General features: G+C 69.6%; 18 protein-coding genes. 10 read left to right on the forward strand and 8 right to left on the reverse strand.

What is annotated here, in order from left to right; genetic code table 11:
- Window positions 1-479 (reverse strand): biotin/lipoyl-containing protein (locus tag HR086_RS20585; protein ID WP_174466472.1); only part of this gene is annotated, 479 nt, incomplete at its 3' end.
- Window positions 469-3,357 carry a 2-oxoglutarate dehydrogenase E1 component gene (locus tag HR086_RS20590; RefSeq protein ID WP_174457601.1) on the reverse strand — a complete coding sequence of 963 codons (2,889 nt, stop codon included), beginning with the start codon at window positions 3,355-3,357 and terminating at the stop codon, window positions 469-471. The genes HR086_RS20590 and HR086_RS20585, both read right to left, overlap by 11 nt.
- Before the next feature lie 295 nt (window positions 3,358-3,652).
- Between HR086_RS20590 and fabI the strand changes: the two genes are divergently transcribed.
- The 8 genes from fabI to HR086_RS20630 all read left to right on the forward strand — a co-directional run bounded on the left by fabI (window position 3,653) and on the right by HR086_RS20630 (window position 12,609).
- Window positions 3,653-4,486 carry an enoyl-ACP reductase FabI gene (fabI, locus tag HR086_RS20595; protein WP_141645697.1) on the forward strand — a complete coding sequence of 278 codons (834 nt, stop codon included), beginning with the start codon at window positions 3,653-3,655 and terminating at the stop codon, window positions 4,484-4,486.
- A 164-nt stretch (window positions 4,487-4,650) separates the two neighbouring features.
- Entirely contained in the window at window positions 4,651-5,037 is a 387-nt protein-coding gene (locus tag HR086_RS20600) for a response regulator (protein ID WP_141645696.1), read from the forward strand.
- A 4-nt stretch (window positions 5,038-5,041) separates the two neighbouring features.
- On the forward strand, window positions 5,042-5,908 hold the full coding sequence (locus HR086_RS20605; protein WP_141645695.1) for a response regulator: 867 nt from the start codon (window positions 5,042-5,044) through the stop codon (window positions 5,906-5,908).
- Window positions 5,905-7,134, forward strand: a complete 1,230-nt coding sequence (locus HR086_RS20610; protein ID WP_174463188.1) for a protein-glutamate O-methyltransferase CheR — start codon at window positions 5,905-5,907, stop codon at window positions 7,132-7,134. Before HR086_RS20605 ends, HR086_RS20610 begins: the two co-directional genes overlap by 4 nt.
- A complete protein-coding gene (locus HR086_RS20615) occupies window positions 7,131-7,676 on the forward strand; it encodes a chemotaxis protein CheW (protein ID WP_141645693.1) in 546 nt (181 codons plus the stop codon). Before HR086_RS20610 ends, HR086_RS20615 begins: the two co-directional genes overlap by 4 nt.
- Complete coding sequence (locus HR086_RS20620) at window positions 7,666-9,837, forward strand: response regulator (protein WP_174466473.1); 2,172 nt, start codon at window positions 7,666-7,668, stop codon at window positions 9,835-9,837. The genes HR086_RS20615 and HR086_RS20620 overlap by 11 nt, the downstream gene beginning before the upstream one ends.
- A complete protein-coding gene (locus HR086_RS20625; protein WP_174457598.1) occupies window positions 9,834-10,904 on the forward strand; it encodes a chemotaxis protein CheB in 1,071 nt (356 codons plus the stop codon). Before HR086_RS20620 ends, HR086_RS20625 begins: the two co-directional genes overlap by 4 nt.
- Before the next feature lie 88 nt (window positions 10,905-10,992).
- Window positions 10,993-12,609: a methyl-accepting chemotaxis protein gene (locus HR086_RS20630; protein ID WP_174466474.1), complete on the forward strand. Its 1,617-nt coding sequence runs from the start codon at window positions 10,993-10,995 to the stop codon at window positions 12,607-12,609.
- 93 nt (window positions 12,610-12,702) lie between these two features.
- Here the strand turns inward: HR086_RS20630 and clpA are convergent, their stop codons facing one another.
- The 5 genes from clpA to HR086_RS20655 form a co-directional block, all read right to left on the reverse strand.
- Window positions 12,703-15,018, reverse strand: coding sequence for an ATP-dependent Clp protease ATP-binding subunit ClpA (gene clpA / locus HR086_RS20635; RefSeq protein WP_174457596.1), 2,316 nt, complete (start codon window positions 15,016-15,018; stop codon window positions 12,703-12,705).
- A 3-nt stretch (window positions 15,019-15,021) separates the two neighbouring features.
- The gene (locus HR086_RS20640; protein ID WP_141645688.1) at window positions 15,022-15,345 is read right to left on the reverse strand and encodes an ATP-dependent Clp protease adaptor ClpS; all 324 of its coding nucleotides are present in this window, start codon (window positions 15,343-15,345) and stop codon (window positions 15,022-15,024) included.
- A 43-nt stretch (window positions 15,346-15,388) separates the two neighbouring features.
- Window positions 15,389-16,549: a GNAT family N-acetyltransferase gene (locus HR086_RS20645; RefSeq protein ID WP_141645687.1), complete on the reverse strand. Its 1,161-nt coding sequence runs from the start codon at window positions 16,547-16,549 to the stop codon at window positions 15,389-15,391.
- A 76-nt stretch (window positions 16,550-16,625) separates the two neighbouring features.
- Window positions 16,626-17,066: a hypothetical protein gene (locus HR086_RS20650; protein ID WP_174466475.1), complete on the reverse strand. Its 441-nt coding sequence runs from the start codon at window positions 17,064-17,066 to the stop codon at window positions 16,626-16,628.
- Between the two features lie 39 nt (window positions 17,067-17,105).
- Entirely contained in the window at window positions 17,106-17,678 is a 573-nt protein-coding gene (locus HR086_RS20655) for a DUF2378 family protein (protein WP_141645685.1), read from the reverse strand.
- 197 nt (window positions 17,679-17,875) lie between these two features.
- Here HR086_RS20655 and HR086_RS20660 point away from each other — a divergent pair, with 197 nt between their 5' ends.
- The gene (locus HR086_RS20660; RefSeq protein ID WP_141645684.1) at window positions 17,876-18,442 is read left to right on the forward strand and encodes a NifU family protein; all 567 of its coding nucleotides are present in this window, start codon (window positions 17,876-17,878) and stop codon (window positions 18,440-18,442) included.
- 17 nt (window positions 18,443-18,459) lie between these two features.
- On the opposite strand, the gene HR086_RS49235 is transcribed toward HR086_RS20660, so the two are convergent.
- Window positions 18,460-18,582, reverse strand: a complete 123-nt coding sequence (locus tag HR086_RS49235) for a hypothetical protein (RefSeq protein WP_256433652.1) — start codon at window positions 18,580-18,582, stop codon at window positions 18,460-18,462.
- A gap of 3 nt (window positions 18,583-18,585) precedes the next feature.
- On the opposite strand from HR086_RS49235, the gene HR086_RS20665 reads away from it, so the two are divergent.
- Entirely contained in the window at window positions 18,586-19,368 is a 783-nt protein-coding gene (locus tag HR086_RS20665) for an SAM-dependent methyltransferase (protein WP_254625342.1), read from the forward strand.
- Window positions 19,369-19,508 lie beyond the last annotated feature (140 nt).

Here is a 19,508-nt window from a genome sequence, read left to right on the forward strand (position 1 = left end):
GGCTGGGAAGGCGCGGCCGGGCGGTTGAGCTGACCGAGCACGTCCTCCTTGGTGATGCGGCCGGCGGTGCCGCTGCCCTTGAGCTGGGTGACGTCCAGCTTGTTGTCCTCCGCCATCTTCCGGGCGGTGGGCGTCATCCGCGCGTCCGCGCCAGCGTCGGCGGGAGCGGCGGCGACAGGGGCCGGGGCAGCAGCCGCGGCGGGAGCCGGAGCGGCGGCGGGCTTCGCGGCGGGAGCGCCGGCACCCGCCTCGATGAGGCCGAGCACGTCACCCACGCGCACCTTGTCGCCCTCCTTGAAGGCGACGCTGGCCAGGGAGCCGGCCGAGGGCGAGGGCACGTCGATGGTGACCTTGTCGGTCTCCAGGACGACGAGCGGCTCGTCCGCGGACACCGCGTCACCCTGCTTCTTGTTCCACTTGCCGACGACTGCTTCGGTGATGGACTCGCCCAGCGGGGGCACTTTCAGTTCAACGGCCATTCTTGGTCCCTCGGAAGATGGCTTCCTCGATGATGAGCTGTTGCTCGATTTCGTGAGTCTTGGGGAAGCCGGTTGCGGGGCTGGCGGCCTCCGCGCGGCCGATGTAGCCCAACTTCACCTGCTGCTGCGAGCGCGACGAAGCCAGGTCGTGCAGTCGCGGGAACATGAAGTGCCACGCGCCGGCGTTCCGGGGCTCCTCCTGCACCCAGAAGATCTCCGCGAGCTTCGGCAGCTTGCCGACCAGGTTGGCCAGCTCGTCGAAGGGGAACGGGTAGAGCTGCTCCAGCCGGACGATGGCGATGCTGTCGTCCTTGCGCTCGTCGCGCGCCTTCACCAGGTCGTAATAGACCTTGCCGCTGCAGAGCAGCAGCCGCGTCACGCCTTCCGGGGCGACCTTGTCCAGGATGACCTCCTGGAAGGAGCCCGTGGCCAGCTCGTCCAGCTTGCTGGTGGCCTCCGGCCGGCGCAGCAGGCTCTTGGGCGACATGATGACCAGGGGCTTGCGCACCGGGCGCAGCACCTGACGGCGCAGGAGGTGGAAGATCTGCGCGGGCGTGGTGGGGTAGCAGACCTGGATGTTGTCCTCGGCGGACAAATCCAGGAAGCGCTCCAGGCGAGCGCTGGAGTGCTCGGGGCCCTGGCCCTCGTAGCTGTGCGGCAAGAGCAGGGTGATGCCGCTGAGCCGGCGCCACTTGCTCTCCGCCGCCGCGATGAACTGGTCGATGATGATTTGCGCGCCGTTGGCGAAGTCACCGAACTGGGCTTCCCAGATGGTGAGGCCGTCCGGCACGTCCAGGCTGTAGCCGTACTCGAAGCCCAACACGCCCATCTCCGACAGGGCGCTGTTGACGACCTGGAAGCTGGCGCGGCCGGTGGCGAACTGCTTGAGCGGCGTGTACTCCTCGCCCGTCTGCACGTCGTGCAGCACCGCGTGGCGGTGGCTGAACGTGCCGCGCTCGCAGTCCTGACCGGACAGGCGCACCGGGTGGCCCTCGGAGAGCAGGGTGGCGTAGGCGAGCGTCTCGCCCTCGCTCCACTGCAGTTCCTCGCTGTCCAGCATGCCCAGGCGCTTCTTGATGACGGTGCGCTCCACGTCGCGGTGGACATGGAAGCCCTCGGGCACCGTGCTCAGTTGCTGGAGCGCGCCGCGCAGCTTCGCCTTGTCCACGCGGGTGGCGACCTGGGGCGCGTTCTTCACCGAGCCGCCCTGGTAGGGCTTCCACAGGCCCTCCAACGCGCTGGGCTCCTTGAACTGGCTCTCCTGCCGCGCGCGGACGAGCGCCGCGTCGAACTCCTGGAGGCAGCGCTGCTTGATGGCCTCCGAGTCCTCCGCGGAGATGCGCGACTGCTCCGCCAGCGCCTTCGCGTAGAGCGTGCGCACCGTCGGGTGCTTGCGGATGAGCTCGTACATCGCCGGCTGGGTGAAGGACGGGTCGTCACCCTCGTTGTGGCCGTAGCGCCGGTAGCAGATGAGGTCGATGACCACGTCGCTGTGGAACGTCTGCCGGTACTCGGCCGCCAGCCGCGCCACGTGGACGCACGCCTCCGGGTCATCCCCGTTCACATGGAAGATGGGGATGTCCAGCATCTGCGCGATGGCCGTGGCGTAGATGGAGGAGCGGGAGTCATGCGGGTCGGTGGTGAAGCCGACCTGGTTGTTGATGACGACGTGGATGGTGCCGCCCGTCGCGTAGCCCTTGAGGCCGGACAGGTTGAGCGTCTCCGCGACGACGCCCTGGCCCATGAAGGCCGCGTCGCCGTGGATGAGCAGGGGCATGACGCCCACGCGCTCGGTGTCCCCGCCGCGCTCCTGCTTGGCGCGCACGCGGCCCTCCACCACCGGATTGACGGCCTCCAGATGGCTGGGATTGAAGGCCAGCGACAGGTGCACGTTCTTGCCCTGGCGCGTGGTGTGGTCCGACGAGAAGCCCATGTGGTACTTCACGTCGCCGCGACCCAGGTACGCCTTGGGGTCCTTGGGGCCGTCGAACTCGCTGAAAATCTGGCTGGGCTGCTTGCCCAGGATGTTCGTCAGCACGTTGAGCCGGCCGCGGTGGGCCATGCCGATGACGATCTCCTTCAGGCCCATGCCCGAGCCGACCTCGGCGATGGCATCCAGCATGGGGATGAGCGCCTCGCCACCGTCCAGGCTGAAGCGCTTGGCGCCCACGTACTTGGTGTGGAGGAAGTTCTCGAAGCCCTCCGCGTAGGAAAGCTTGGTGAGCAGGTGGCGCTGATCCTCCACGGTGAAGTCCGTGCGGTTCTCGCTGTGCTCCATCCGCTGCATCAGCCAGCGGCGGCGCTGACTGTCGAGGATCTGCATCACCTCCACGCCGATGCTGCCGGTGTAGGTCCTGTGCAGGCGCGTCAGGAGGTCGCCAAGCTTCACGCGCTGCTGCGGGAAGGTGTTGCTGCTCTCCACCTCCTGCTCACGCTCGCGCGCGGAGAAGTGGCTGTCGTCCACCATGCCCACGTCCGCGACGTGCTCCAGCGCGGGGCGCGGGCGGCCGAGCGGATCCAGGTTCGCGCGCAGGTGGCCGCGCAGGCGGAAGGCGAACAGCGCCTGGTCCACCTTCGACTGCAGCTCCAGCGCCTGGGCCTGGGCCGTGCTGGCGGGAGCCACGGGGGCAGCGGCGGCGGGCGCGGGCGTCTGGGCCGCGGCCGGAGCCTTGCCATTGGCCTTGGCCGCGGGTGCGGCCGGCGTGGGGGCCTCCAGCAGCTTCGCGTTGAAGATGGGACGGCCGGCACCATCGTTTCGCTCGAACACCTCGCGCCAGCTTGAATCCACGCTGGCGGGGTCCTCGAGATAGCGGGCGTAGAGCCCCTCGATGAAGTCGATGTTGGCGCCGGAAAGGAACGTGTCCTGGAAGTTCGCCATGGCGGTGTCGTCTTTTACTGGAAGGGCGCCCCGTTGGGGGTTTTTCGCGGCATCTTTGTTGAGCCTCGGGTGGCACCCCAGGGGTATGGCCGCTTCAGGGGAGCAGGAGGATTCATGCCCCTGTTGAGCGCAGCTTCACCCTTGGAATTCCCACGGACCGAAACCCTGCTTCCTCCCCGGGATGGGAAGACCCGGACACCCGGGGACTCCCATCGCCCGTTTCGTCCCGTTTCGGGCGAAAGGAGTGCTAGACAGCCCGCTCCCCACCCCTTCCTCTCCCACGAGGCCGCCGCACATGCTGCTCCAGGGTAAGAAGCTGCTCATCACCGGGGTCCTCACTCCCCAGTCCCTCGCCTTCGGCATCGCCGAGCACGCGCTCGCGCAGGGCGCGGACATCGTCCTGACCGGCTTTGGCCGGGCCAAGTCGCTCACCGAGCGCAGCGCCAAGCGCCTCAAGGCGGGCACCGAGGTGTTGGAGCTGGACGTGACGAACCCCGCCCACTTCACGGCGCTCACGGAGTCGCTCAAGCAGCGCTGGGGCCGGGTGGACGGGGTGCTGCACAGCATCGGCTATGCCCCGGACGACGCGCTGGGCGGCAACTTCCTCAACACGCCCTGGGAGAGTGTCCAGACGGCGTTCCGCATCTCCGCGTTCTCCCTGAAGGAGCTCGCCGTGGCGTGCATGCCGCTGATGCCCCCGGGCGGCTCCATCGTCGCGCTGGACTTCGACAACCAGAACGTGGCGTGGCCCATCTACGACTGGATGGGCGTGTGCAAGGCCGCGCTGGAGTCCACCGCGCGCTACCTGGCGCGCGATTTGGGCCCCAAGGGCATCCGGGTGAACATCCTGGCCGCGGGGCCGCTGGCCACCATGGCGGCGAAGGGCATCCCCGGCTTCAAGGCGCTGGAGCAGGGCTGGGGCAAGCAGGCCCCCCTGGGCTGGAACTCCAAGGACAGCCACGACATGGTCTCCAAGACCGCGTGCGCCTTGTTGTCCGACTGGCTGCCCTCCACCACGGGCGAAATGATCCACGTGGACGGTGGCTACCACGCGATTGGCGCACCGCCGGTGGACCTCAAGGCGGACGAGGGGGCACAGCCCGCAGCATCCAAGCCGGCGAGCGAGTAGGCCGGAGGGGGCGAACCCCGAGGTCATCCGACACCTGCCCGCCCGCTGTCACGGCGGGCGGACCCCCCCGCTATCTACCGTGTGAGGCCTCACGGTAGAGTCTCCAACGTTTCGCAGGGGTATCCCGCCGCGTGGGCGAGCCTTTGCGCAGGAGCCGTGGCACCGTGAGCACCAACAGCACCAAGGTCTTGCTGGTGGACGACAGCCCGACCGTTCGGAACATCGTCAAGATCTACCTCATGAACCTCCGGGTGGAGGCGCTGGAGGCGGACGATGCGACACGCGCACTGAAAATCCTCCAGCTCGTCCCGGTGAATCTGGTCATCGCGGACATCAACATGCCGGGGATGGATGGCATCACCTTCGTCAAGGAGGTGAGGGCCAGCCGCAACGCGCAGCTGCGCACGGTGCCCATCCTGCTGTTGACGGCGGAGAAGAGCGTGGACCTGCGCCAGCGCGGCACGGAGGCGGGCGCCAACGCCTTCATCCAGAAGCCGGTGTCCCACCACGAGCTGACGGAGACCGTCCGTCAGTTCCTGTCCAAGGCCTGATGCCGTGAGCCTGCCGTCCCTGCTGCTCGTCGACGACAGCGACGCCATCCTGGCGCTCGAGCGCGCCATCCTCTCCGGCCACTACACCATCCACACGGCGAGCAACGGCCGCGAGGCGCTGGAGAAGGTGTCCCGCCTGCGGCCCGCCGCAGTGTTGCTGGACCTGTCCATGCCGGAGATGGACGGTGACGAGGTCCTCCAGCGGATGAAGTCCGACTCCGCCACGGTGGACATCCCCGTCATCATCATCTCCTCGGAGAAGTCCCGCGCGGAGGCGTGCATCGGGTTGGGGGCGGAGACGTTCCTGGCCAAGCCCTTCCGCGCCGACGAACTCCTGCTCGCCGTGGGCGAGGCGCTGGCCAACTCGCGGCGGCGCGCGCGCACCGGCTCGCTGCTGGTGCTGCGGGTGACGGTGGGCACGCTGGAGTTCGCCATTCCCCTGGACTCGGTGCGCGAGGTGCTGCTGCACCCGGCGACGCGGCCGTTGCCCACGGCGCCTTCGTACCTGCGTGAATACGTGGAGGTGCGGGGCGAGGCGCTGTGCGTGCTGGACGTGGCGCGGCGGCTGAGTGTGGAGCACTCGATGCCGCGCGTGGAGCGCATGCTGGTGGTCATCCAGGTGGACGGGGTGGCGCTGGCGCTCGCGGTGGACACGGTGAAGGACCCGGAGGAGTACGCGGCGGCGGACATCGACCGGCGCGAGCGTGTGGGCGGCGCGGACCACGGCCCGCTGCGCGAGGGGCTCATCGGCATGTTGCGCTCGGGTGGCCACCTGCTGCCCATCCTGGACCCGCGGGTGTTCGTCGCGCGCGGCCTGCTGCGGGAGCTGCCTCGGATGGTCGAGGCCGCGGAGGCCAGGCGGAGCGCATGAGCGCAGAGCTCGACCCGCGGCTTTTGACCCGAGCGCGGGAGGTGGTGTCATCCATCACCGGCTTCCGCGACGACGCCATCGCCAACGAGGCGATGGAGCGCGTCGTGCGTGGAGAGCTGGCGCGCGGACGCTCGTCGGCGGACCTGCTGGGGGAGATGCTCTTTCCCCAGTCGACGCTGTCCGGCACGCTGGTGCGCGCGGCCCTGGTGGGGGAGACGTACTTCTTCCGCCAGCCCGAGCACTTCCGCTACCTCTCCCAGGTCGGCGTGCCCGCGGCCCTGCGCCGGGGCTCGCTGGCGCTGCGCGGCTGGAGCGCGGGCTGCGCCACGGGCGAGGAGGCGTACTCGCTGGCCGCCGCGCTGCAAGCCTCCGTGCCCCACGGCTTCCCGGTGGAGGTGCTGGGCACGGACCTGCACGAGGCCAGCCTGGAGACGGCGCGGCGTGCCTCGTACGGCACCTGGTCCCGGCGCGAGTCGGCGCCCCGCCTCTTCCCGCTCTACCTGGACGGCGTGGACCGACAGGTCACCATCCTCCCCGTCGTCCGGCGCATCACCTCCTTCGCGCAGTCCAACCTGCTGGCGCCGCTGCCCGAGCGCTTTGGCCGCTTCGACTTCATCTTCTGCCGCAACGTGCTCACCTACTTCTCCCTGTCCGCGCGGGAAGCGGCCATCGCCCTGCTGGCCCGGGCGCTCAATCCCGGCGGGTTGCTCTTCCTGGGCGCCGTGGAAGCGGACCGGGTGCCCGCGGGCATGGTTCGCGAGGGCACGCCGGAGCTCCAGACGTTCCGTCTGCTGGGGCCGGGCGAGTCCGCCTCGCCCACGCCCGTGCCCCGCTTCGTGGAGCGCGCCGCGCCGCCCGCGCCCCTCATCCGTCGTCCCATGGCCACGCCCGCGCCCGTGCGCGCGCAGGTGACGCCGCCGCCGCCGCCCGCGCGACTCCACCTGGAGGCGCTGGAGCGAATCGAAGGGGGCGACGTGGACGGTGCGTCGGCGGTGCTGGAGTCGCTGGTGCGTCAGGCGCCCGACTATCTGCCGGGCCTGTTGGAGCTGGCGCTCCTGCGCGAGCGCTCCGGGGCTCGCGAGGCGGCGGTGCCGCTGATGCGGGCTCTGCGCATGCGCGCGGAGAGACTTCCTCCGGACCAGCTCGTGGACGGGCCCGAAGCCCTTCCGGCGCGGTTCTATCAGGCGTCCGCTGACGCCTACCTCAACCTGGGGGCGCTCGAATGAAAATCCTTCCTCGGAGCATGGAGGAGGCTCAGGAGCAGGAGGCGGTGGAACTCCTGGAGCGGCGCGCGTCCCGGCTGCGTGAGCAGGCGGAGACGACCGTCGAGGAGGCGGTGCATTGGATCGCCGAGTTCCCCCTGGGCGAGGAGCGCTACGCGCTCTCCCTGGAGATGCTCCGCGCGGCGCTGCCGCTGCGCATGGTGACGCCGGTGCCGCTGTCCGCCCCCCATGTCGTCGGGGTGCTGCGCTTCCAGGGCCAGGTGCTCTCCGCGCTCAGCCTCGCGTCCATGCTGGGAGGCCATGGCTGGCGGCAGGACCCGGCGGTGCTGCTGGTGGTGGACCGAGGCGACGGCGAGCTGTGCGCGCTCGACTGTGAGGCCATTCCCCGGCCCACCACCCTGCCCATGAGCGTGGTGGAGGCCGCGCGCGTGCGCGCCGAGGGGCCGGTGATGGAGGTCTTCACCCAGGACCGCCAGCTCATCCACCTCATCGACCTCAAGCGCCTGTTCACCACGCGCTCGACGGGAGGACGCAATGCCCGTTGACCCGATGCTGCAGGGGCTCGTCACGGGCTTCGCCGTGGAGGCCCAGGAAGTCATCCAGAAGGTCACCATGGACCTGCTGGAGCTGGAGCGAGAGGGCCTGGATGCGGGCGCGCTCGCCAGGCTCTACGTCCGGCTGGGCCGGCACCTGCACACCCTCAAGGGCAGTGCCTCCAGCCTGGGCCTTCAGGATTTGGGCGATATCGCCCACAAGCTGGAGGATGCGCTGGCTCCGCTGAAGGCGAGCACGCGCAAGATGCCCCGGTCCGTGGTGGACGTGCTGCTGCACGGCCTGGACCTCTTCATGCTGCGCGCCCAGGCCCACGCGGATGGGCGGGGTGACGCGCTGCCGGACCCGGCCGCCGCGCTGGCGCAGCTGGTGGCCGAAGGGCCCCCGCCCGAGACGGTGGGAGCGCTGCTGGCGGGCGCGGCCCCCGGGTCGGCCCCCGTCGAGCCCTCCGCGACGCCCGAAGAGAATGCGCTGGTGGAGGCCGCGTCGGCGCTGAATCCGCAGGACGCGGTGCCGGAGTCGGCGGACACGGGCTGGCGGGTCAGCGTGCGGCAGGTGACGTCGCTGATGCGCGAGGTGGAGCGGCTGCGCGAGGTGCGCCTGCGGGTGGAGGAGCGCGGCCGCGAGCTGGACCGCGTGGTGACGGTGCTGGCCAAGCAGGGGCTGCTGGCGGAGACGGCCGAGGCGCGCACGCTGCTGTCCGGCACGTCGCGCTCGCTGCGCACCGATGGCGAGGAGACGAGCGACATCGTCGACGCGCTGGAGGATGGCCTGAAGGCCATCACCACGCGCCCGGTGCGCACGATTCTGGACCCGCTCCAGCGCATGGTGCGAGACCTCTCGCGCCAGCTCGGCAAGGAGGCCCGGCTGTCCGTCGTGGGCTCGGAGTTGTCGCTGGACAGGCGCCTGTTGGAGAAGCTCCAGGGCGCGCTGGTGCACCTGCTGCGAAACGCGGTGGACCACGGCCTGGAGATGCCGTCCCAACGCGAGAAGGCGGGCAAGCACCACGAGGGCGCGCTCACGTTGCGCATCGAGCAGCAGGGCAACCTGCTCTTCCTGGAGTGCTCGGACGACGGCGCGGGCATCGACGTGATTCGCGTGCGCAAGGTGGCCGAGTCGCGCGGGGTCGTCACCTCCGACGAGGCGGAGCGGCTCAACGAGAACCAGGTGCGGGACCTCATCTTCCGCCCCGGCTTCAGCACCCGCTCCGACGTGACGGACACCTCCGGCCGCGGCGTGGGCCTGGATGCGGTGCGCGCGTCGGTGGAGGGGCTGCAGGGCCGCATCGAGGTGAACAGCACGCCGGGCCAGGGCACGCGCTTCGTGATGACGCTGCCGGTGGACCTGGGCAGCTCGCCGGTGCTGGTGGTGCGCGCGCTGGAGCAGCTGGTGGGTCTGCCGATGCTGGCGGTGGAGGCCACGCAGCTGGCGCGCGCGGACTCGCTGCGCATCGGCAAGCGCAAGGCGCACCTGGAATACCAGGGGCAGTTGTTGCCGGTGGTGGACCTGGGCGCGCGGCTGGGCCTGCGGGCCCTGGCGCCTCCGGTGGAGGGACAGCCGCTGCTCATCGTCCAGAGTGGTGGCAAGCGCGTGGCGCTGGGCGTGGACGCCGTGGTGGGAGACCGGGACCTGGTCATCCGCCCGCTGCCGTCCGAGGTGCGGGATGTGCCCGCATGGCAGGGCGCGGCGACGCTGAGCCGGGGTGAGCTGTTGCTCATCTGCCGGCCGGACTGGCTGGTGACGGAGTCGGGGCAGGCCGCGGTGGCCGCGCAGCGCCGGGCGCTGGTGGTGGACGACTCGCTCACCGCGCGCGCGCTGCACCGGGCCATGCTGGAGGCGGGTGGCTTCAGCGTGCACCTGGCGGCCAGTGGCGCACGCGCCCTGGACCGGTTGGCGACGGACACGTACGACGTCGTCATCTGCGACCTGGACATGGAGGAGATGGACGGAACGCAGCTCATCGCCCGCCTGCGCGAGAAGAAGGAGACGTCGTCCTTGCCCGTCATCCTCGTCTCCGCGCACGACAGTGCCGCCGCGCGGGAGCGGGGCATGGCGGCGGGCGCGGATGGCTATCTCAGCAAGCGCGAGTGTGCCGCGGGTCGGCTCCTCGCCGAGGTGCTCGACGTGATGAGTCGCAGGGGAGGGCGCGCATGAACACCCGTCGCCCGATTCGCGTGCTGGTGGTGGACGACTCGCCCACCATGGCCAATACGCTCACGGCCCTGCTCACCGAGGACTCTCGCATCGAGGTCGTCGGTCGGGCTGGGGATGGCAACCGGGCCGTGCAGCTCGCGCGCCTGCTCCGTCCAGACGTCATCACCATGGACCTGCTGTTGCCGGGCCTGGACGGGCCGGCGGCCATCGCGGCCATCATGTCCCAGTCCCCCGCGCGGGTGCTGGTGGTGAGCGCCGTGGCGGAGCAGCGCGGCGTGGACCTGGGCTTCCAGGCGATGAGCGCCGGCGCGCTGGAGCTCATCGGCAAGCCCAACGTCACCAACGTGGAGGAGCTGCGCCGGTGGGGGCGCGACCTGGCCCACTCGGTGTGCCTCATGGCGGAGGTGCCCGTCATCTCCCGCCGCCAGCGCGCCAACTCCGTGACGCCGCCGCCCATCGGCGCGCGGGTGGACGTCTTCGGCGTGGTGGCCTCCACCGGAGGCCCGCCCGCGCTGGCGGAGCTGTTGTCCAAGCTGCCCCGGGACCTGCCGGTGCCGCTGCTCATCGCCCAGCACATCACCGTGGGCTTCACCCAGGGCATGGTGCGCTGGTTGTCCCAGGTGACGCCGCTGACGGTGGACGTGGCCCGGGACGGCGAGCGGCTGGAGCCGGGCAGGGTGTACTTCCCCCAGGATGGGCAGGACTTGCTGGTGGACTCCGCGGGCCTCGCGCGCATGCAGCGCAGCCGGGGAGGGCCCTGTCCCAACGGCGATGTGCTGCTGTCGTCGCTGGCCTCGGCGTTCGGCCGGCGCAGCGGTGGCGTGGTGCTCACCGGCATGGGCGAGGACGGCGCGCGGGGCCTGTTGGCCATCCGCAACGCCGGGGGTGTCACCTTCTCCCAGGACGAGGCCACGTCCGTCGTCTACGGCATGCCGCGCGCGGCGCTGGAGTTGCGCGCCACGGACCAGGGCGTGCCGCTGGCCTCCGTGCCGGACCTCATCCTCCAGAGCTGCATCCCTCCCAACTTCCGCTCCGGTGGGCGCGGAGAGGGCGGAGTGGGCCGATGACCTCGCCCGTGCATGCTAGTCCCGAGTCGTTCGCATTCGCCCCGCGCTCGCGCGGGCGTCGTCCCGAAGTTTTCCGGGTGGTGATGCCGTGAGCACCGAACAGACCTCGTTCACCACGCAGCTTGGCCAGCAGTTCCGTCAGTCGCTCGGACTGGCGCCGAAGCTCGTCCTCGTCACCACGCTCGTCAGCGCCACGGTGGCCGCCATCCTCACCGGCATCGCCACGCGGCGGCTGGAGAGCGACCTCATCGACAGCCACATGGGAGAGGGGCAGCTCTTGTCCCGCAGCCTGGCGGTGGCCGCCGAGCAGGGTGTGACGGCGGGTATCGCCGCGCTCCAGCCCATGCTGGACGTGTCGCGCACCAGCGAGGACATCACGTACGTCTTCCTGGCGGACGCCACCGGCAACGTCCTGGCGCACAGCCTCCCCGGCGCCTTTCCGCAAGCGCTGAAGGAGGCGACGGCGGCGCAGGGCGAGGTGAGCGCGGAGACGGGCTGGGGCGCCGTGCTGGAGGTCGAATCCGAGGGGAAGACGCTCCACGCGATGAACGTGTCGGCGCCGGTGGCCGGTGGCCGGCTGGGCGCGGTGCACGTGGGCATCTCCCGGGACCACATCGACGAGCTGGTGTCCGCGCTGCGCTGGCGGATGATGGGCTTCGCGCTCCTCCTCGTCGCTCTGGGCGTGGCGGTGGCGGCGGCCTTCGGGCGCAGCATCGTCCGGCCCATGCGTGAGCTGACGGAGGTCGCCGGCCACATCGTCGAGTCCGGAGACCTCACCCGTCCCATCCAGGTGAAGAGCGGCGACGAGGTGGGCCGGCTGGCCAACTCCTTCGCGCAGATGGTCGCCCGGCTGCGCGAGGTGACGCTCAACCTCCAGCAGGCGGCGCAGGCGCTCACGCAGTCCACCGAGCACCTCAACACCTCCTCCACGGACCAGGCGCAGACCATCTCCCGTCAGGCCGCCGCGCTCCAGGAGACGCAAGTCACGGCGCAGGAAATCAAGCAGACCTCCATGCTGGCCGCGCAGAAGGCGGAGAGCGTGCTGTCGGTGGCGGAGCGCGCGGATGCGCTGGCCCGCTCGGGTGAGGCCGCGATTGAGCAGACGATGGCGGGCCTCAACGACATCCGCGTCCAGGTGGGCGAGATTGCCCAGAAGATTCTCGAGCTGGGCGAGCGCACGCAGCAGATTGGCGGCATCACCCAGACGGTGAAGGACCTGGCGGACCAGTCCAACATGCTCGCGCTCAACGCGGCGATTGAGTCGGTGCGCTCGGGGGAACACGGCAAGGGCTTCGGCGTGGTGGCGCGAGAAATCCGCGCGCTGGCGGACCAGTCCATCCAGGCGACCACGCGGGTGCGCGAGCTCCTGGACGACATCGCCAACTCGGTGACGGCCGCGGTGCGAATCACCGAGCGCGGCGCCGAGCGCATGGAGGCGGGCCTGGCCCAGGTGCGCACCAGCGGGCAGAACCTGCGCGAGCTGTCGTCCATCGTCCAGGACAACGCCGCCGCCGTCCGTCAGATTGCCGCCGCCGTGAGCCAGCAGAACGTGGGCATCAATCAAATCACCCTGGCCGTGAATGACCTCTCCAAGATGATGGATGAGACGGTGGCCCGCATCGGCTCCACGGGTGAGGCGGCCACCACGCTGCAAATCATCTCCGAGCAGCTCTCCAGCGCGGTGAAAATCTACCGCGTCGAGTAGCGCCGCCCGGCGGCACCCTGGATGCGAAGAGGCCCCGACTCCCTCACCTGGGAATCGGGGCCTCGTCATTTCCGGACGTCCGCGCGCGGGCTGCTACGCCAGCGCGGGCTCGGGCTGCACCGCAATGGCCTGGAGCTTGAGCCCCTCGCCACCCGGGTCCACGTCGTAGCGGGCGGTGCCGCCGTTCTTCAGGTCACCGAAGAGCAGCGCCTCCGCGAGGAGCTTCTTCAGCGCGTTGTCCACGAGGCGCGCCATGGGCCGGGCACCGAAGGCCGGGTCATAGCCATGCTCGGCCAGCCACGCGCGGGCGGCCGGCGTCAGCTCCAGCTTCACCTTCTTCTCATCCAGCATCTTCTGGAGGAGGCGGACTTCCTTGTCGACCACCTTGAGGATGATTTCAGGCGGCAGACCGGAGAAGAGAATCCACCCGTCCAGCCGGTTGCGGAACTCCGGCGTGAAGGTGCGCTCAATCGCCTTCTTCGCGCGCATCGCGTCGGCCGGCTTCGTCAAATCGCCGAAGCCGATGGACTTGGTGCTCATCTCCTGGGCACCCGCGTTGGTGGTGAGGATGAGGACGATGTTGCGGAAGTCGGCCTTGCGACCGTTGTTGTCCGTCAGCGTCGCGTGGTCCATCACCTGGAGCAGGATGTTGAAGAGGTCCGGGTGGGCCTTCTCGATTTCATCCAGCACCACCACTGCGTACGGATGCTTGCGCACCGCGTCCGTGAGCAGGCCGCCCTGGTCGAACCCGACGTAGCCCGGAGGCGCGCCGATGAGCCGGCTCACCGTGTGCTTCTCCGAGTACTCGCTCATGTCGTAGCGCAGGAACTCCACGCCCAACGTCTGCGCGAGCTGCTTGGCCAGTTCCGTCTTGCCCACGCCCGTGGGGCCCGAGAAGAGGAACGAACCGATGGGCTTCTCCGGCGCGCGCAGACCCGAGCGCGCCAGTTTGATGGCGCCGACCAGGTCCTTGATGGCGCTGTCCTGCCCGAAGATGACCGCCTGCAGCTCCTTCTCCAGATTCTGGAGCTGGACGCCTTCGCTGGCGGACACGCTCTTGGCGGGAATCTTCGCCATCTTCGCGACGACTGCCTCCACGTCCGCGCCGGTGACGGTGTTGGTGCGCACGCCCTCCGGCTTGAGCTTCTCCGCCGCGCCCGTCTCGTCGATGACGTCGATGGCCTTGTCCGGCAGGAACCGGTCATTGATGTGCTTGGCCGCCAGCTCCGCCGCCGCGCGAATCGCCTCCGGCGTGTACTTCACGCCGTGGTGTTCCTCGTAGCGGCTCTTCAGTCCCTCCAGGATGAGGACGGTGTCCTCGACGGAGGGCTCGGCGACCTCAATCTTCTGGAAGCGCCGCGACAGCGCGCGGTCCTTCTCGAAGGACGACTTGAACTCCTGGTACGTCGTCGAGCCGATGCAGCGCAGCTTCCCGCTCGCGAGCGCCGGCTTGAGGATGTTGGACGCATCCATGGAGCCGCCACTGGTGGCGCCCGCGCCGACAATCGTGTGGATTTCGTCGATGAAGAGGATGGCGTCCTTCTGCTCCTGGAGCGCCTTGAGCACGCCCTTGAGCCGCTCCTCGAACTGGCCGCGGAACTTGGTGCCCGCGAGCAGCGAGCCCATGTCCAGCGAGTAGACGACGGCGTTCTTCAGCGGCTCCGGGACGCGGCCCTCGTGGATGTAGAGCGCAAGCCCTTCCGCGATGGCCGTCTTGCCCACGCCCGCCTCGCCCACGTAGAGCGGGTTGTTCTTCCGGCGGCGGCTGAGCACCTGGATGGTGCGCTCCAGCTCCTTGTCGCGGCCGATGAGCGGGTCGATTCGCCCCTCCTTGGCCTCGATGTTGAGCTGGGTGGTGTACACCTCCAGCGGGTTCTTGCGCGGGGACTCTCCCTCGTCGTCGTCACCCGCGGGCGCGTTTCCGCCCGGGGCGGCCTCGGACGCATCGTCGTCGCCGGCCTCCTCGTCCTTGGAGATGCCGTGGGAGATGTAGTTGAGCAAATCCAGCCGGGTGACTCCCTCCTGCTGGAGCAGGTAGAGGGCCTGGCTCTCCTCCTCACGGAAGAGGGCCACCAGCACGTCGCCCCCGTCGATGAGCTTCTGCTCGGCGGACAGGGCGTGCATGGCGGCGCGGTGGAGCACGCGCTCCACGCCAATCGTCTGCTGCGGCTCGGCCTCCACCCCGTCCGGCAGGCGTTCGACCGTCTCCTCCAGGAAGGAGACGAGCCGCTCCTGGAGGCGCTTCACGTTGGCCCCACACGCCTTCAGGACCTCGCGCGTGCGCGAGTCCTTGGTGAGCGCGAGGAGCAGGTGTTCCAGCGTCAGGTACTCGTGGCTCATCTTCCGCGCCTCTTCCAGGGCGGTGCGGAAGCTGGCCTGCAACTCTTTGGCAATCAGCGGTCCTGCCACGGTTCAACCTTCCTCGGGTTCCATGGAGAGCCGCAGCGGGAACCCATTGTCCCGAGCCGCGGCCTCCACCGTCTTGAGCTTCGTCTCGGCGACCTCGAACGTATAGACGCCGGCCACTCCGACTCCGTTGTAATGAACGTGCAGCATGATCTGCACGGCATCCGACTCCGACTTGTGGAAGACCTCCCTCAGGACGGCCACCACGAACTCACGCGTCGTGTAATTGTCGTTGTGCAGAAGCACTTTGTAGAGCGTCGGTTTCTTGAGCTTCTGCTTGGGTACGGTCTCCGTGACGACGGAGCTATCGTGCTCGTCCTTCTGCGCCATAGGTTCTTCGGACTCCCTTTGATGACCGCGGAAGCGGGCCGTTTCAGGCCTCTCCCTTGAAACCTGTCTCCGCCCGCCACTGAGGCAGCCCTCCCCGGACGGCTGCCCGCTCGTGCTCCAGGAAGCCACGCACCGCCCGCTCCAGCCCGGGGTGGAGGAGCAGGTGGGCACTGTACGTGAGGCGAGGCTCGAAACCCCGGGTGAGCTTGTGCTCACCCCCCGCGCCAGGTTCGAAACGCGTCAGCCCCTGTCCAATCGCCTCCGTCACGGGGTGGTAGAGGCAGACGTTGAAGTGCAGGAACGGATGCTCCTCGAAGCAGCCCCAATAACGGCCGTAGAGGACCTGGGGCGCCCTGAAGTTGAACGCGCCGGCCACCAGCGCCCCTTCCCTCCGGACCTCCACCAGCTCGCAGCGGTGCCGGAAGTTGGAGAGCATCCGCGCGAAGAAGTCGCGCGTGAGGAAGCGCGCGCCCCACGGGTACTTGTCCACCGTGGAGACGTAGAGGCGGTACAGCGTGTCCACGTCCACCGACTGGAGGGCCTCGCCTCGCAGGGTGCGCAGCGTCAGGCCCTGCTCGGCGGGGGCGCGCATCTCCCGCCGCAGCTGGTTGCGCCGCTTGGAGTGGAAGCGGGCGAGGAAGTCCTCCATCGACTGGTAGCCGGCGTTGCGCCACTGGTACTGGACGCCCAGCCGCAGGGCGAAGCCCTGGGCCTCCAGCGCGGGCAGCTCCTCCTCGGTGGGAAAGAGGACGTGGATGCCGGAGAGGTGCTCGGCGCGGGCGAACTCCAGGGCGCCGGCATACAGCTCCGCCTCGCGGGCCGCGCGGTCCTCGCCGGGCGCCACCAGCACGCGCCGGCCGGTGGCGGGAGTGAAGGGGACGGTGAAGACGAGCTTCGGGTAGTAGCGCAGGCCCGCGCGCTCGGCGGCGGTGGCCCAGGGCGCGTCGAAGATGAACTCTCCCTGGCTGTCGTCCTTGAGATACGCGGGCGCGGCGGCGACGAGGCGCGAACCCCTCCACAGCGTCAGGTGCCGGGGGTGCCAGCCTCGCTCAGGCACCGCGCTGCCGCTGTCCTCGAGCGCGGCCAGGAAGGCCCACTCCAGGAAGGGCAGGGCCGCCTCGTCCACGAGCCCGTTCCACAGGGACGCGGGCACCTCGTGGATGGAGGGCAGGATGCGCAGGGTGGTGGGCAGCGGGGTGGACATCGGCGTCGGCGCACGGTGGGTTCGTGGGGGCAGCCTATAACGACGGCGGGCCCCCCTTGCCACGGCCGGCCGGCCCCTACTTCCCGCGTGTCAATTCGGCGGCAAGGAAGCGGCCTGCTTCGGCCAGGCCAGCGTCACCTCGTCGACGTCCCTCCTCGGACTCCATGACCCGGCGGGCCGCGTCGCTGGCGGTGCCGGCCTCCAGGTCCGCCAGGACGAGGAACGCGCTCCATGCGGGTGACGCGGGCGCCACGCGGCCCGGGCGGGTGGGGCGATCCGACAGGGTGGTGGCGACCTTCTCCAGGAGCCCGTCGTCATTGAGCCGCTTCGCGGTGCCCTTCATGGAGGCCCACGCGGACTCCAGCAGCGCGGGCAGCATCCTCCCGGCGAGGGCGGCGGAGAGCCGCGCTCCGGCCTCCTCCTCGTCGATTTGGTGCGCCTGGGCGTAGGTGGGGGCCAGCTTGGCGACGACCACTGCGCGGGTGGCGAGATGGGCGAGTCGGGGGGGGTAGGACATGGGCGCTCCAGTGGGCGCCGTCGACGACCCGGGCGCGAGTTACCAGCGGACCAGCAGACGGTAACCGTCCGCGCTGCGCTCCTCTACCGTGATTCGCGGCTGGGCGTTGGCCAACTCCAACATCCGCTCCAGGCCACCTGCCATCAGGTCCGGTCGGTTGTAGCGGTCGGTGATGTGCAGCCGCCGGCCTCGCTCGCCCACCTGGGACATGGTGATTTCGATGTCCGCGCGGCCCATCATCGCCAGGTAGCGGGGGATGCGCTCCGCGGCGCGGGCGGGGCCAATCATGGGCAGGGCCACCGCCGCCACGCGTCCCACCAGCGTCTCCGCGAAGCCGTTGACGAGCGTGCGGCCGACCTGCCGGTAGCCCTCCTCGTCATTCAGCTCTCCGAAGGCCTCCTGCCGGGCGAGGGCCGCCGCGCGCTGCCAGACCTGGACGGGGTAGTCCATCTCCGGCCGCTTGATGTCGTAGCCCAGCGCGGCCAGCTCCTCCACGAGCCGGCCCGACGCCTTCAGGCCCCGCACGAACAGGCCCTCCAGCACGCTTCCGGGAATGCGGGGCGGCGGAGGCTGGACCTGCTCGACGGGTCGGCGCAGCGGACTGATGGCCATGTGAAGCTCCCAGGGGAGCAGAGGTCCGTCCACCATAGTGGAGTTCCGTTTCTGCCGCGAATTCGGGCTGTTCTTTTATTTCCCGATGAGTCACGGGAAGCGGACGTGGCGGGGAGGGGAGCGCCGGTTTGATTCCCCGAGGGTCGGGTTGCTATGGGGCCGCGAGCGCCTTAGAGGAGAGGACCGAGGAGAACTGCATGTCGGTGAACATCCAGCTGGAATGGACCCCCAACCCGAGCACGCTGAAGTACGTGGTGGATCGGCGACTGTTGGCGGGCGGCGCGGTGAGTATCACGAATCCCCAGGATGCCCAGGCGAAGTCGCCTCTGGCGCGCAAGCTCATGGACGTGCGCGGCGTCACGGCGGTGATGATTGGCACCAACTTCGTGACGGTGACGAAGGGTGACGAGGGTGAGTGGGACGAGCTGAATGACCAGGTGATGGAGACGCTGGATACGCACCTCACGGCGAACGAGCCGGTGGTGGACGAGGAAGCCATCGCGGCGGCGCGTCAGGCGACCGCGAGCGACGGTGGCGGTTCGGTGGAGGCCCGCATCCGGGACATTCTGGACGCGGAGATTCGTCCGGCGGTCGCGATGGATGGTGGCGACATCACGTTGGACCGCTTCGAGGACGGCATCGTCTACCTGCACATGAAGGGCTCGTGCGCGGGTTGTCCGTCGTCGACGGCGACGCTGAAGATGGGCATCGAGGGGCGCCTTCGGGAAATCATTCCCGAGGTCCTCGAGGTGGTGTCCATCTGAGGCGCAACGTCAAGGCTTCACAGGTCCGGCGGGAGCTCCTGCCGGACCAGTCGCAGGCGCTTCTGCGTGAGCTGCACCTGCTCACGCGCGAGGGTCACCTCAACGCGGATGCGCTGCGCAAGCTCAAGCAGGTCAACCACCTGATGGGCTTGTTACGTCCGGCGGTGGAGGACGTGAAGGCGCGTCATCCCGAGTCCTCCGTGTTCGTGGACGCGGGCAGCGGCAACGCGTACCTGGGGTTCGTGCTCTACGAGCTGTTCCTGAAGGACGCGGCCACGGGCACGTTGCTGTCGGTGGAGGGGCGGCCGGAGCTGACCGAGCGCGCGAAGGGGCGCGCCGAGCGGCTGGGCTTCTCACGGATGCAGTTCCAGACGGCGCATATCGACCAGGCGGCGTATCCGGAGCGCGTCCATCTGGTGATGGCGCTGCATGCGTGTGACACGGCCACGGACGACGCGCTCATCGCGGCGGTCCGGCATGGCGCGGACCACGTCGCGGTGGTGCCGTGCTGTCAGGCGGAGGTCGCCGCGCAGCTGAAGGAGCACCGGCAGGCGGCCCACGGGAGCATGGGCCTCCTGTACGCGCATGCGTGGCACCGGCGCGAGTTCGGCTCGCACCTGACGAACGTCATCCGCGCGCTGACGCTGGAGTCGTTCGGTTATCAGGTGACGGTGACGGAGCTGACGGGCTGGGAGCACTCGTTGAAGAACGAGCTGATCCTCGCCAGGCGTGTGCACCGGGACAACCGGCGAGCGCGCATCCAGCTCGAGCGACTGCTGGCGGAGACGGGCGTGAATCCGAAGCTGACGCGGGAGCTGGGCGTGAAGCCCGCCGCGTCGGTGGGCGTGCCGTTGCCCGCCGAACCGCTGCCCGAGGCGCCGCAGGCGGTGTCCTCCGAGGAAGCCGCACAGACCGCTGAGAGCTGAGTGTGTGACGAGGAGGCTCGTGAAGGGCCTCCTCGTGGCGCGTGGCCGCCGCGCACGGGTGTAGAGCCGTGCGCGGGCCCGAGGTTTGCCTCGTGCCTCATGTGAGACTAAGTTGTCTCACATGAGACGGACAAGAGCCG

Origin of the sequence: Myxococcus sp. CA039A (assembly GCF_013336645.1) — a bacterium.
Lineage (GTDB): Bacteria > Myxococcota > Myxococcia > Myxococcales > Myxococcaceae > Myxococcus > Myxococcus llanfairpwllgwyngyllgogerychwyrndrobwllllantysiliogogogochensis.

What these genes read in the sequence shown, in the direction of transcription:
- HR086_RS20655 (WP_141645685.1), bottom strand. Translation starts at nt 17,678, where the DNA reads ATGGCCATCAGTCCGCTGCGCCGACCCGTCGAGCAGGTCCAGCCTCCG.
- HR086_RS20610 (WP_174463188.1), top strand. Translation starts at nt 5,905, where the DNA reads ATGAGCGCAGAGCTCGACCCGCGGCTTTTGACCCGAGCGCGGGAGGTG.
- HR086_RS20625 (WP_174457598.1), top strand. Translation starts at nt 9,834, where the DNA reads ATGAACACCCGTCGCCCGATTCGCGTGCTGGTGGTGGACGACTCGCCC.
- HR086_RS20665 (WP_254625342.1), top strand. Translation starts at nt 18,586, where the DNA reads ATGGGCTTGTTACGTCCGGCGGTGGAGGACGTGAAGGCGCGTCATCCC.
- HR086_RS20650 (WP_174466475.1), bottom strand. Translation starts at nt 17,066, where the DNA reads ATGTCCTACCCCCCCCGACTCGCCCATCTCGCCACCCGCGCAGTGGTC.
- HR086_RS20590 (WP_174457601.1), bottom strand. Translation starts at nt 3,357, where the DNA reads ATGGCGAACTTCCAGGACACGTTCCTTTCCGGCGCCAACATCGACTTC.
- HR086_RS20645 (WP_141645687.1), bottom strand. Translation starts at nt 16,549, where the DNA reads ATGTCCACCCCGCTGCCCACCACCCTGCGCATCCTGCCCTCCATCCAC.
- HR086_RS20615 (WP_141645693.1), top strand. Translation starts at nt 7,131, where the DNA reads ATGAAAATCCTTCCTCGGAGCATGGAGGAGGCTCAGGAGCAGGAGGCG.
- HR086_RS20660 (WP_141645684.1), top strand. Translation starts at nt 17,876, where the DNA reads ATGTCGGTGAACATCCAGCTGGAATGGACCCCCAACCCGAGCACGCTG.
- fabI (WP_141645697.1), top strand. Translation starts at nt 3,653, where the DNA reads ATGCTGCTCCAGGGTAAGAAGCTGCTCATCACCGGGGTCCTCACTCCC.
- HR086_RS20640 (WP_141645688.1), bottom strand. Translation starts at nt 15,345, where the DNA reads ATGGCGCAGAAGGACGAGCACGATAGCTCCGTCGTCACGGAGACCGTA.
- HR086_RS20620 (WP_174466473.1), top strand. Translation starts at nt 7,666, where the DNA reads ATGCCCGTTGACCCGATGCTGCAGGGGCTCGTCACGGGCTTCGCCGTG.